This is a genomic window from Streptomyces sp. Inha503 (genome assembly GCF_047215865.1).
Classification (GTDB): Bacteria; Actinomycetota; Actinomycetes; order Streptomycetales; family Streptomycetaceae; genus Streptomyces; species Streptomyces lycopersici.
The window spans coordinates 9819141-9831848 of sequence record NZ_CP178360.1 but is presented as its reverse complement, the minus strand read 5'-3'; the positions used below and the strand labels follow the sequence as shown (position 1 = coordinate 9831848).

Here is a 12708-nt window from a genome sequence, read left to right as displayed (position 1 = left end):
CTCCGCGCTCACCACTGGACCAGCGCCGTCTCGATAGTGGAGCCGGGCCCCATGGTCATCAGCACGCCGTACTCACCCGGTTTGGCGACTCCCTCGTCCAGGAGCCGTTCGTAGGAGAACAGGAACGAGCCGCTGGACACGTTGCCGTAGTCGCGCAGCACACCGACGGTGTGCCGGACGTCGTACCGGGTGAGCCCCAGGTTGACGACCACGGCGTCGATGACCTTCTTGCCGCCCGAGTGCACCAGCCAGTGGGCGATGTCGCTGCGGCGCAGCCCGGTGTCGGCCAGCAGCCGGTCCACGACCAGTTCGGCGTGGGCGCCGACCACATACGGGATCTGCGGGTCCAGGTAGAAGCTGAAGCGGCCCTGCTCGCGGTCCCAGTCGTAGCGCATGGCGTCGGAGGCGTCCGGGATGATGCGGCTGGCGAACTTGAGGATGCGCGGCCCCTCGGGGTCGGCCACGCCGTCCGGCCCCGAGCGGAGCGCGATCGCGCTCGCGCCGTCCCCGAAGAGGCTGTTCACGACGGCGGTGCGCATCGTGGAGTCGATCGCGTACGCGGCGGAGCAGGCTTCCGCGCAGAGCACGACGGCGAGTTCGCCGGGGTGGGCGGCGGCCCAGCCCGCGACCACGCCCAGGGCGTTCAGCCCGGCGTTGCAGCCCATGCCCACGATGTCGGAGCGGCTGCAATGCCGGTCGATGCCGAGCTCCTTGATGAGCAGGGCGCTCAGCCCCGGGGTGAGCAGTCCGGTGGAGGTCACACAGCACAGGTGGCGCAGTTCGGCCAGTTCGGCACCGGCCCGCTTGAGGCAGGCGCGCAGCGCCTCGGCGCCCATCTCGATGGCCTTGGCCCTGTGCTTGTCGAGCAGGTCGCCCTGCGGTTCGGGGACGCGGCCGCCCTTGCCGTCCGGCGGCGGGAGCGTCAGATGGCGGCGGTCGATGGCGCTGTTGAGGAAGACCGAACGGATCTTGGGGTCGGTGATCTGGAAGGCGTCGAGCACCTCCCGCTGGGTGTACGACGTGGATGTAACCGCCGTCCCCACGCCGAGGGCGCGGGGCCGTAACTCGGCTGCCAGGGTCATCGGAAGGTCCACCCCCACATACGCGGCTTGCTCCGGGGTCGGCGACCGCGACTCAGTCCGGACACGTTGCCTCACCTTTCTCACTGGGATCCGCTGGTGCTGTGTGGCGCGCTGGGTGGCGCGTCATGCGGTGCGTTGTGCGACGCGCTGTGCGCCTCGATGAAGCGCGCGAGCCTCGCCGTGCCCTCGTCGATCTCGGCGGGCGTCAGATAGCTGATGGACAGCCGGATGCCGTGGTGGCCACCGGTGCCGGGGTAGAAGTGCGCCATCGGCGTCCAGATCACGCCGAAGTCCTGTGCGGACGTGGTCAGTACGGTGTTGTCCACCCGGAACGGGACGCGCATGGTGAGGAAGAAGCCACCGCTCGGCTCGTTCCAGCGCACCCCCAGGGCCTCCCGGCGGGCGGCGGGCAGCCGGGCGTCCAGCCGCCGCAGCATCTCCCGCATCGCCTCGCCGTAGTACGCGGCCGCCTCGGCGTTCAGCTCCGACAGCCGGCCCCGGGCGCCGAGCAGCGCACCCGCCACGGCGGCCTGGCTCAGTGACGAGGTGTTGACCGTCACCATGCTCTTGATCTTGGCGAGTTCGTCCGCCAGCAGCCGCTCACCGCCCGTGGCGTCCCGGACCCGCTGGTCGGCCACGACGAACCCGACGCGGGCGCCGGGGAAGACCGTCTTGGAGTACGAGCCCAGGTGCACCACGCGGCGGGCCCGGTCCCGGGACTTCAGCGTCGGCAGCGGAGTGCCGGGGCTCACCTGCCGGTACGGGCTGTCCTCCAGCACCAGGAAGTCATGGCGCCCGGCGAGCTCGAGCAGCTCCTCCCGGGCCTTCGGGCCCATGGTGTTCCCGGACGGGTTGGAGTGGTCCGGCACCACGTAGAACGCGCGCGGGCGGCGGCCGCGCGCCCGCTCCGCCAGCACCGCGGCCTCCAGATCGGCGGCGTGGAACCCGTCCTCGCGCTCCTCCACCGGACACACGGCCACGTCCAGCAGCCGGGCCGCGCCGGTGATCCCCACATAGCAGGGGCTGGAGACCAGCAGGACGTCGTCGGGGCCCGCGAAGAGCGCGCGCAGCACCAGCAGCATGGCCTCCTGGGCGCCGACGGTCACCACGATGGACTCGGCCGGTACGTCGGTGGCCTCGTCCGCGCGCAGCGAGTCGGCGATGATCTGCCGGATCTGCCCGGCGGTCGGCCCGTACTGGTACAGCGCGGTACGGATGTCCGCCGGTGAACTCCCCCGCTCCGCCAAGTAATCCAGATAGCGGCGGATATGGGTGAAGACCTGCTCGGTGTCGAAGAAGCCGTCGTACGGCCGGCCCGGGGCGAAGGAAATCGCGTCCGGATAGCGGTGGGTCACCTCGTTGAGGAAGTTCATCGTGTCCAGCACGGGCTCGGAAACGCTGCCGTGCAGCTCTGCCATTTCGAGGTGTTCCCGTTGACGGGTCTGCGCGGCGACGGTGGTTCCTGCCATGAATTCCCCCGGGCGGCAAATGAATGAGAGCGGCTGTATGAGGGCGGCTCGGATGCTTCAGCATCACACGCCCGTCGGCCTTTCGACAACGCCGTCCAATTGCTCGAACCGCGCACTTGGACGGGCTTGTCGGCGGCCTTGTGGAGCGCTATCGCGCTATCCCACGGGCATCGATTCGGCCGGGGCCCGGTCCCATCCGTCGGCGCCCAGCTTGGCCCCGATCCGCTCGGCGTCGGCCGAGGGAACGGGCAGGCGCACCCGCAGCCCGCGCTCCTCCGCGGCCTCCACGGCGACGTCGTCCACGGCGATGCCGAGCGCCGCGACGGCGCTCAGCAGCCGGGCCAGCTCCCCCGGGCGGTCCGGGACCAGGATCCGTAAGGCCGCCTCGGCCACGGGCGGGCCTGCGCCGGGGCGCGGCAGCCCGGCGAGCCCGGCCACGCCCCTGGCCAGCAGATCCTCCAGGGTCCGTACGCCCTGGCCGTGGCCTTCGTCGTGGTCCTCGGCGAGCACGTCGAGCACCGCCGCCACCCGGGCCAGATCGGCCCGCAGCTCCTTCACCACCCCGGCCATGGCTGCCGCGTTGGACCGCAGGATGTCGCTCCACAGCCGGGGGTCCCCGGCGGCGATCCGGGTCACATCGCGCAGCCCCTGACCGGCCAGCAGCGGCACCCCGGCCGGACCGTCGCGCAGCCGGGCGGCCATCACGCTGGCCAGCAGATGCGGTACGTGCGAGGTCAGCGCCACCACCTCGTCATGCTCCCGGCCGCGCATGACCACCGGGGCGGCGCCGCACAACTCCGCGAGCTCCAGGCCCCGGTCGAGGGCGGCGCGCGAGGTCAGCCGGTGCGGCGTCAGCGCCCAGGGGCGGCCCCGGAACAGCTCGGCCCGCGCCGCCAGCGGCCCCGATCGCTCCCGGCCGGCCAGCGGATGGCCGCCGACGTAACGGGAGGGCTCGGGGGCGCGGGCGAGCACGGCCCGCTCCGGGCCCTCCTTCACGCTCGCCACATCGGTGTAGGCGCGGGCCAGACCGCGTTCCTGGGCCGCGATCAGCACCTCGGCGATCCGGCTCGGCGGCACCGCGAGCACGGCCAGGTCGACCGGCTCCGGCGGCTCCTCCGCCCGTCCCGCGCCGAGTGCGGCGGCGGTCCTGGCGGCGGCCCGGTTCCGGTCGGAGAGATACACCGACACGCCCTGCCCGGTGGCGGCGAGCGCGACCGACGTACCGATGAGGCCGGTGCCGATGACAGCCATCGTGTGCATCACAAGACATCACCCGTCCAAGAGGACCGCGACCCGGAAACACAAAACGCGGCACAGCTTAGGGAGAAGGCCCGGCGTCCACGAGTTCCGTTAACCGCCGGAATGGCACCGATGGCTGGACGCGCTCATGGCCGCCTAGAGTTCTGCGGGCTCGGTTTTCTTCCGCATCTGGGGGGCCATCATGAGGAATTCATCAAAAGCCGCGGAGCCGCTCGCGGATCTCGCCATCGACTATGTCGAGTTGTATGTGGAGAACCTGGATTCGAGCGCGTTCCAGTGGGTCGACCGGTATGCGTTCGCCATCGTCGGCAGCGGCGGTTCCGCGGATCACCGCAGCCTTGCGCTGCGGCACGGGGAGATCACGCTGGTGCTGACCCAGGCGACCTCCGACCGCCACCCCGCCTCGGCGTACGTACTCAGCCACGGCGACGGCGTGGCGGACATCGCGCTGCGCACCGCCGATGTGCGGGCGGCCTTCGAGGCGGCGGTGGCGAACGGCGCCGGTGTCCACCGGCGACCGGTCCGGCACACCGGTGACGGCCCGTCCGTCACCGCCGCGGTGCACGGCTTCGGGGACGTGGTCCACACCCTGGTCCAGCGCGCGCCGGACGCGGGCCCCGGGCTGCCCGCGGGTTTCGTACCCGCGGACGGCCAGGAGCGGCCCGACGGACCGGGCGGCGAGGCGGGCCTGAACAAGGCGGGTCTGGCAGAGGCGGGTCTGCCCGAGACGGGCCTGACCGAAGTGGGTCTGCTCGACATCGACCACATCGCCGTCTGTCTCGGCACCGGCGGCCTCGGCCCGGCCGTCGCGTACTACCAGCAGGCACTGGGCTTCCGGGACGTCTTCGCGGAGCACATCGTCGTCGGCGCCCAGGCGATGCACTCGAAGGTCGTGCAGAGCCCGTCCGGCGCCGTCACGCTCACGCTCATCGAGCCCGACGACACGGCCCTGCCGGGGCAGATCGACGAGTTCCTGAAGAGCCACCAGGGCTCGGGCGTGCAGCACCTGGCCTTCTCCTCGCATGACGCCGTCAGGTCAGTGCGCGCCCTGTCCGACCGCGGCGTCACCTTCCTCACCACGCCCGACGCGTACTACGACCTGCTGGGTGAGCGGATCGACCTCAGCCCGCGGCGCCTGGCCGATCTGCGCGCCACGGGGGTGCTCGCGGACGAGGACCACGACGGGCAGCTGTTCCAGATCTTCACGGCCTCCACCCACCCGCGGCACACCCTCTTCTACGAGGTCATCGAGCGGCAGGGCGCCCAGACCTTCGGCAGCGCGAACATCAAGGCGCTGTACGAGGCCGTGGAGCTGGAGAGGACCGGGCAGCGTGACTTCCGGCGCTGACCGCGCCGGTCGCGGTGCGGCCGGGGCAGCCGCCGACGCCGTCGATGGTGTCGAGTGCCTGGCCGACCTCGAGCGCGCCGCCGCTGCCGTCCTGCTGCCCGACGTCCGGGACTTCGTGGCGGGCGGCAGCGGTGACGAGCTGACGCTGGCCGCCAACCGCGCGGCGTTCGACCGCACCTTCCTCGTGCCCCGGGTGCTGCGGGACGTCTCGCGGTGCACGACGGATGCCACGCTGCTGGGCCGTCCGGCGGCGCTGCCGCTGGCGGTGGCCCCGGTGGCGTACCACCGGCTGGTGAGCGAGGACGGTGAACTGGCCACCGCCCGGGCGGCGAAGGCCGCGGGGGTGCCGTTCGCGGTCTCCACGCTGAGCAGTGTGCCGATCGAGGAGATCACGGCGGTCGGCGGGGCGGTCTGGTTCCAGCTGTACTGGCTGCGCGACGGCGCCCGGACGCTGGAGCTCGCCCGCCGGGCGGAGGACGCGGGCTGTGAGGCGCTCATGCTCACCGTGGACGTGCCGTGGATGGGCCGTCGGCTGCGGGACATCCGCAATCGGTTCACGCTCCCTGCCGAGGTACGGGCCACCAACATCGACGCGGGCGGGACGGCGCACATCCGGCCCGCCGGTGCCTCGGCCGTGGCCGCGCACACCAGCGAGGCGTTCTCCCCGGCGCTGACCTGGGCCACCGTGGACCGGCTGCGGGAGCACACGCGGTTGCCGCTGGTGCTCAAGGGCGTCCTGGCGCGGGAGGACGCGCTGCGCGCCGCCGAATCCGGGGTCGACGCGCTGGTGGTCTCCAACCACGGTGGCCGTCAGCTCGACGGCGCCGTGCCGAGCCTGGACGCGCTGGCCGAGCTGGCGCCCGCGCTCGGTGGCCGCTGCGAGCTGCTGCTCGACGGCGGCGTCCGCGGCGGTACGGACATCCTCAGGGCCCTGGCCCTCGGCGCGGCCGGGGTGCTGGTGGGACGGCCGGTGATCTGGGGTCTGGCCGCGGCCGGTGAGGCGGGTGTGCGGCGGGTGTTCGAGCTGCTGTCCGCCGAACTGCGCACCTCGCTGGGTCTTGCGGGCTGCGCCGACGTCACCGGGGCCCGGAGCCTGCGCACCGTACGGTGAGCGCGGCCGCGCCCCGCATATGCGATCCGGCCAGGACGGGCCCTCTCGTCCTGGCCGGATCGCCGGTGCTCCCCCCGAGGGCTCGGGTGCCTCCTCGGCGCCCGCCCGTGTGCAACGATCGTCGCGTCAGACAGCGCGGAGAAGGGAAGCCCATGGCCGACCGGGCCGGAGACCGAAGCGATCATGCGAACCGCCTCGGGGACACGGAGCCGGCGAGCGGTGCGCAGGAGCCCTCCGGCCTGGGGGTCACCGTGGCCGAGCGGCTGCGCCGCGTACAGGGTGGCCTCTCCCGGGCCGAGATGAAGATCGCCCGAGAGCTGACCGCCAACTACCCGGCAGCCGGACTGAACTCCGCGCCGGGCTCGCCTCCCAGGCCGGGGTCGGCGCACCCACCGTCGTACGTTTTGTCGCATGGCTCGGATTCGACGGCTATCGGCAGTTCCAGCAGTCATCGCGCGGGGAGGTGCAGGCGCGCCAGGCGTTGGCCCTGGAAGCCGCGGTCGACGAGACCACCGTGGCGGTGCTGCTCGAGCCCTTCCAGGGCGAGGCCGGTGTGCTCATCCCGCCACCGGGCCACCTCCGGCGTGTGCGGGAGGTGTGCAGTCGCGAGAACGTGCTCTTCATCGCCGATGAGGTCCAGTCAGGGCTGGGCCGCACGGGCACGACGTTCGCCTGCGAATTCGAGGACGTCACCCCCGACATCTACGTCCTCGGCAAGGCGCTCGGCGGCGGTATCGTGCCCGTCTCCGCGGTCGTCGCCCGCCATGACGTGCTCGGTGTGATCCGCCCGGCAGCCATGGCTCCACCTTCGGCGGCAACCCGCTGGCAGCCGCCGTCGGCCACGCGGTCGTCGAGTTGCTGCGCCTGGGCGGGGCCTGAACCGTGCCCGGCGGCCGAGGGGCGGTCCGGAAGGACCGCCCCGTCAGGGCACTTCCAGCGGAGCGCTCAGGCGAGCTGGAGGTCCACCCGGACCGCGATCTCGTCCCACATCCCCGCGCATTCACGGGCGAGGCTGGCGACGATGCTGCTGCAATGCGGCGGTACGTTCGCGATGATTTCCTGCCACTCCTCCGCGCTGAGCATGTTGATGTTGAGCAGCCGCAGCAGCCTGCGGCCGGTTTCGTTGAACCGCAGGGCGGGGTCCGAGGTGAGGCGGTGCACGGCCGCGAGGCGGTCGGCCATCGGGACCACCTCCGCGGTGGCCGCGCCCGCCGTGGACCGGCTCAGCGCCTCGGTCCGCCGGCCCCCGGCCTTCGCCGCGCCGCGCGCCTTCGGCAAGGGGTCCTCGCCCCTGCTCATACGGTTCCTGACGTCCCGTGCCGTCTCCGGGGAGATCCCCGCGGCCCGGGCGATCTGGCGCAGCGACAGACCCGGGTTCGCCGTGATCAGCCTGCTCGCCAGCTCGCGCCCGGCGGCGCTGTTGATGGGACGGACCCGGCCGTCCTGACCGATACGGCTGCCACTGGCCGTCTCCTCGGCCGACGTCCGTCGGCGGATCTCCGCGACGGTGCCCGCCGAGATCCCCGAGACCGACGCGATCATGCGGTCCGACCACTGGGGGTGCGACACGATGATGCGGGCGGCCGCGGACTTCCGGTCCGTCATCGAAAGCGGCAGGCCATGGGTGATGTTGGAGCCGACGGCCAGGACGAACGCGTCGGCCTTGCTGCCGTCGAAGAACTTGACCCTGATCTTCTCGTCGCCGCGGAGCTCCGCGGCCCGTAGCCGGTGGGCGCCGTCGACCACCCGCATCGTGGACCGGTGAACGATGATGGGCGGTAACGTGGCTTCCGTCTCCGCCAGCGCTTGGATGTGCTCCGGGTCCTCCCCTGAACTCCGCGGTGACTCCGCCGTCGAAATCGACGCGATGTCGACTTCGCTGACCACTTCCTCAAGTTGCTGCTCGAACATCCCCAACCCCCCGCTCCAAGGCGAGCTCGCCTCGAAAGGAATTTCTATCCGGGGGGTGGCAGGAACACTTTGGACACCACTTCGAAGATCGCCGATCGTGGCCGATCAATATCGACCACCCCCCGTTGCTCCACTTCGCGAAATCGCGAAAGGCCGTTCAATCTTTCGACGCAGACTCTAACAGCGGTCAGGCGGTTTGACACCCCGTATCCGCGCGCGGCGCGCCACGGTTACGCAACGAGAACTCATGGTTTCGAGTGGGGCGATCACCAGTGGGAGCCATGGGGTTCGATGGAGTTCTGTACGTGCTTACCGATACCAGCGGGACGAGATGCGTCACATGAGGTGAATGCGGCTCCGTTCGGCCACTCACCTGGCCCTTCGCGTTCTCCCCCGGAGCTCTGGAACGCGCATTAAATGCTTTCACAGGGCATGCGGGAACGCCAAATCGGGGGAATCGCGGGAATGCCGCTCCGGAATCCATGCCGTCGTCCCGCCGGCGGGACAGAAAGCATTGGCTAGAGGTTCTACGGAGCGCTGTTTACGCCCCCAGGGCGGGCGGGTCGGCGGCGCGGCCGGGAATATGCGGGACCGGGCCATCGGCCGCCTCATCCAGCATCTGGATGATCCAATCCATAAGCCCGAGACCGGCGATCTCCGCCGCGCGCTCCCAGCGGATTCTGCGCTCGGCGACCACGTTCACCTGCACAACGCCCTGCTCCTGTGCGGCTTCCGGCGACTGACGCCGCATCCGTATCTGCCGACGTAACGCATTGCGGGTCCAGCCGCCCTCCTCGGCCCGGGTCAGCCACTCCTCCTGCTCGGCCTCGGGGAGCGCGGCCACTTCCGCGTGATGCTGAAAGCTCAGCTTGCCCCGCCGCCTGCCCGGCTCGAACTTGCGTGCCACCCAGGCGTAGTTGCGCAGCGTCTGATAGTCGAGCGAGGTCTGCTTCAGCGCGTGGCGGTAGCGGTCGGGGTAGTGCTCCTGGCCGAAGATGAGCCAATCGCCCAGCCACCACGCGGAGGAGTCGGCGATGACGTGGATCTGCTGGCCGAGGTGGCGCCACTCGGACAGCGGTAGATCGGGAGGGAGTGACAATCCCGTTCGCCGGGTGGTCGTCCGCCCGTTCGCGGGGATGGACATCGTGCACACCTCACCTGCCCTCGTCTTCGGCGGCCCCATCCTCCACAGAGGGGGGTTTCGGCGAGGTTTCATCGCACCTGGCCGGTTTCCAACGACCGAGAACCACATGACGCGCGGGCGACCGAGGGCGTTACGGTTCCGAAACCCACGCACCGATCTACTGGGCGGATGGATGCGGAATCAGTCTCACCGCGAGCCGACAGAGGAGGCTACATGGACACCGCAGCCCGGCGGTGTGCCGAATGCGGCGCCGAGTTCACCTGGACCAGCAGGAACCCGACGCGCAGGTTCTGCGGCTCCAGATGCAAGACCCGGTGGTGGCGGGCCCACCACCGAGGCGCGGCGACCGCGGCCACCGTGGACGCGGCGGCCACCGAAGCCACTGCGGACGCCGCGGACGCCGCGGACCGGACGCACCACCGGTCGCAGGCGGTGCCGGTGCCCCCGCTCAGCACCGGCCACGAGTGCCCGAACTGCGGTCAGCACATCACCGTGCTCAATCTGATCGTCGCGGCCGACGGCGGTTCCGGCTCCACCACGCTCACCGGCTGATGTCCGGCCGCAGGGCGGGCAGCACCGCGGAGCCCACGCTCTCGATCAGCTCGGTGGGCGGGTCGTAGGAACCGACGTGCTGGAGGAACACATCGGTCACCCCGTCCGCGTGCAGCGCGGTGAGCCGTTCGGCGATCTCCTTGGCGGTTCCGAAGAGGCAGAACTCCTGGGCGAAACGCACGGCCGTCTCATCGCTCACCCAGGCCGAGCAGATCTCGACGGCCGCGTCCCAGTCCTCGGCGTGTACGAGGTCCGGATAGACCCCCTCCACCCGCGCCGGAACGTCCAGTTCGATCCCGGCCAGGGCGAGGAAGGGCGCGCCGCCGTTCTGGGCGATCGACGCACAGATCGGCTTGAGCAGCCGGGCTTCGGACTCCACGTCGTCGGTCACCGCGCAGAACGCCGAGACCGTCAGCGGGATCGCCTCCGTGGTGCGCCCGGCGGCCTCGGCACCCTCCCGCACCCGGGCGGTGGCACTGGCGAGCGTCGTCCGCGAGACGCCGCTGAGCAGGATGACACCATCGGCGATCTCCCCGGCGAGCCGCAGATTCCGGGGGCCGCTGGCGGCCACGTGGATCGGCACGTCCGGAGCCGGGTCCCGGAGCCGGGACCGTACGCCGTTGAAGTCCCACTCCTCCCCCTGGAGCAGCGCCCGCAGCGTGGCGACCCCGGCGCGCAACTCGGCCCCGGTGCTGGAGCGCATGCCGATGGGGCCGACCGAGCTGTTGCCCACGCCGAGGCCGAGGGTGAACCGGCCGGGGGCCAGTTCGGCGACGCTGCGCGCGGCCGAGGCGACGACGGCCGGGTGCCGGGTGACGAGATTGGTGACCGCGCTGCCCAGGCCGATCCGTTCGGTGCCCAGCGCGGCGGCGGTCAGGGCCGTGAACACGTCCCGCCACAGCAACTGGGAGTCGGGGAACCACACCTGGTCGAAGCCCAGTTCCTCGGCCCGCCGGGCGGTCCCGGCCAGCCGGTCCACCCGGTCGCACGGCGGTATGCGGACACCGACGCGTATCCCGCTCTTCTCGTTCACGCTCTCCTCCTGAGGGCTTGCTGTGAGTGCTTGGTGTGGTTACTTGGTGTGGTTACTTGGTGTGAGTGCTTGGTACGGCACGACGTACGGCGGTCAGCCCACCTGCGCGGTATCGCCGTCGGCCACCTGCGCGGCCGGAACGCCCGGTGGCTCCGCGGTGTCGTCCGCTTCCCGCAGGAACAGGCCCGCCACCACCGAGACGACCGACATCACGGCCATGTACACCGCGATGCCCACCCATCCGCCGGTGGTGTGCAGCAGATAGGTGGCGATGTCGGGGGAGAACGCGTTCCCTGCGATCAGCCCGACGGTGAAGCCGATCGACATGCCGGTGAACCTCAGCCGCGCCGGGAAGACCTGCGAGAAGTACGCCGGGACCACGCCGTAGTTGGCGGAGTAGCCGATGAACAGCAGGGTGAAGCCCAGCAGCATCAGCCCGTAATTCCGCGTCTGGAGCAGCGCCAGCCAGGCGAACGGCAGCACGATCAGCGAGGCCGCCCCGGCGATGAAGACCCTGCGGTTTCCGAACCGGTCCGCCAGCTTTCCGGCGAGCGGCACGCAGACGATGATGACGAGGGTGGCCGGCAGCAGCACGGCGATCATGGTGTCCTTGTCCAGGTGCAGCCCGGTGCGGGCGTACTCCAGGCTGTAGACGGTCGCCAGCGTGAAGGCCACCCCGGCACTCAGAATCGCGGCGGCCATCAGCAGAACCCGCCCGGCGCACTCGCGGAACACCTCGACCACGGGCAGCCGGTCCACCGCGTTCCGCGCCTTGACCGCCTCGAACTCGGGGCTCTCGTCCAGGCTGAGCCGTACGAACAGACCCACGCCGACGAGCACCGCGCTCAGCAGGAACGGAATCCGCCAGCCCCATGAGTGCAACTGGTCGTCCGGAAGTTGGAGCACCCCGAGGAAGACGAGGTTGGCCAGGAGCAGCCCGGCCGAGGTCCCGGTATTGATCAGTGAGCCCCGGAACCCGCGTTTCCCGCGCTCCCCGTGTTCGATGGTCATCAGGACCGCCCCGCCGTATTCGCCACCGACGGAGAACCCCTGGGCGAGCCTGGCGACGATCAGCAGGATCGGCGCCGCGATCCCCACCTGGCGGTAGGTGGGCAGCAGACCCACCGCGAAGGTGGCGATGCCCATCAGCCCGAGTGTGGCCACCAGCGTGGACTTCCGGCCCAGGCGGTCGCCGAAGTGGCCGAACACCACCGCGCCGACCGGCCGGGCCAGGAAGCCGATGGCGAAGGTCGACAGCGAGAGCAGCGTGCCCGTCACCGGGTCCGAGGTGGGGAAGAAGAGCTTGGCGAACACCACGGACGAGGCCAGTCCGTAGATGGAGAAGTCGTAGTACTCGACGGTGGTGCCGATCCAGCCGGCGACCAGCGCTCTGGTGCCCTGGTCCCGGCCGGGTTCACGAACATCGGTTGCTGTCATGAGGGTCCTTTGTCCTTCAGGGACGGTCCATGGGGGACGGGGAAGCCGCGGGACGCCTGCGGCGTGTCCGGCGGTACGCGTACGCCTGCGGCGGGCCACGCGGCGGAGCCGCATATCGGTGCTTCCCCCTCCCCGCCCCTTCCCGGAACTGGGGCTCCGCCCCAGACCCCGCTCCTCAAGCGCCGGAGGGGCTGGTTTCAGCACGTCCGGCGATTGAGGACACGCCCGAAGGGCGTCCGGGGTCCAGGGGCGGAGCCCCTGGTTGTGGGAAGGGGCGGGGAGGGGAAAGAACCGCCGGACACCGGGCCGAGGCGAGGTCGGCTCAGCGATCGCAAGTGGGTCGTACTATGTACCGTTCGCT

The 12708-nt window shown here is 71.0% G+C and carries 10 protein-coding genes and 1 pseudogene; 4 read left to right on the top strand and 7 right to left on the bottom strand.

Going from position 1 to position 12708, the window contains the following annotated elements; all coding sequences use genetic code 11:
* Positions 1–8: 8 nt before the first annotated feature.
* The 3 genes from dpgA to ACJX2R_RS41350 all read right to left on the bottom strand — a co-directional run bounded on the left by dpgA (position 9) and on the right by ACJX2R_RS41350 (position 3802).
* Positions 9–1082, bottom strand: a complete 1074-nt coding sequence (dpgA, locus tag ACJX2R_RS41360) for a 3,5-dihydroxyphenylacetyl-CoA synthase DpgA (RefSeq protein WP_413104247.1) — start codon at positions 1080–1082, stop codon at positions 9–11.
* An 80-nt stretch (positions 1083–1162) separates the two neighbouring features.
* Positions 1163–2551, bottom strand: coding sequence for a PLP-dependent aminotransferase family protein (locus ACJX2R_RS41355; protein ID WP_413104246.1), 1389 nt, complete (start codon positions 2549–2551; stop codon positions 1163–1165).
* A gap of 156 nt (positions 2552–2707) precedes the next feature.
* A complete protein-coding gene (locus ACJX2R_RS41350) occupies positions 2708–3802 on the bottom strand; it encodes a prephenate dehydrogenase (protein WP_413104245.1) in 1095 nt (364 codons plus the stop codon).
* Between the two features lie 190 nt (positions 3803–3992).
* On the opposite strand from ACJX2R_RS41350, the gene hppD reads away from it, so the two are divergent.
* The 3 genes and pseudogenes from hppD to ACJX2R_RS41335 all read left to right on the top strand — a co-directional run.
* On the top strand, positions 3993–5159 hold the full coding sequence (hppD, locus tag ACJX2R_RS41345) for a 4-hydroxyphenylpyruvate dioxygenase (protein WP_413104244.1): 1167 nt from the start codon (positions 3993–3995) through the stop codon (positions 5157–5159).
* Positions 5143–6270, top strand: coding sequence for an alpha-hydroxy acid oxidase (locus tag ACJX2R_RS41340; RefSeq protein WP_413104243.1), 1128 nt, complete (start codon positions 5143–5145; stop codon positions 6268–6270). The genes hppD and ACJX2R_RS41340 overlap by 17 nt, the downstream gene beginning before the upstream one ends.
* Positions 6271–6754: 484 nt before the next feature.
* Positions 6755–7140, top strand: a pseudogene (locus ACJX2R_RS41335) (aminotransferase class III-fold pyridoxal phosphate-dependent enzyme); the annotation flags it as partial.
* 75 nt (positions 7141–7215) lie between these two features.
* On the opposite strand, the gene ACJX2R_RS41330 reads toward ACJX2R_RS41335, so the two are convergent.
* Both ACJX2R_RS41330 and ACJX2R_RS41325 read right to left on the bottom strand, forming a co-directional pair.
* A complete protein-coding gene (locus ACJX2R_RS41330; protein ID WP_413104242.1) occupies positions 7216–8181 on the bottom strand; it encodes a ParB N-terminal domain-containing protein in 966 nt (321 codons plus the stop codon).
* A gap of 541 nt (positions 8182–8722) precedes the next feature.
* Complete coding sequence (locus ACJX2R_RS41325; protein WP_262704223.1) at positions 8723–9325, bottom strand: LmbU family transcriptional regulator; 603 nt, start codon at positions 9323–9325, stop codon at positions 8723–8725.
* Between the two features lie 213 nt (positions 9326–9538).
* Between ACJX2R_RS41325 and yacG the strand changes: the two genes are divergently transcribed.
* Positions 9539–9877, top strand: coding sequence for a DNA gyrase inhibitor YacG (yacG, locus tag ACJX2R_RS41320; RefSeq protein ID WP_413104241.1), 339 nt, complete (start codon positions 9539–9541; stop codon positions 9875–9877).
* On the opposite strand, the gene ACJX2R_RS41315 is transcribed toward yacG, so the two are convergent.
* Positions 9867–10910: an LLM class flavin-dependent oxidoreductase gene (locus tag ACJX2R_RS41315; RefSeq protein WP_413104240.1), complete on the bottom strand. Its 1044-nt coding sequence runs from the start codon at positions 10908–10910 to the stop codon at positions 9867–9869. The genes yacG and ACJX2R_RS41315 overlap by 11 nt on opposite strands.
* A 93-nt stretch (positions 10911–11003) precedes the next feature.
* On the bottom strand, positions 11004–12347 hold the full coding sequence (locus tag ACJX2R_RS41310) for an MFS transporter (protein ID WP_262704220.1): 1344 nt from the start codon (positions 12345–12347) through the stop codon (positions 11004–11006).
* Between the last annotated feature and the right edge of the window lie 361 nt (positions 12348–12708).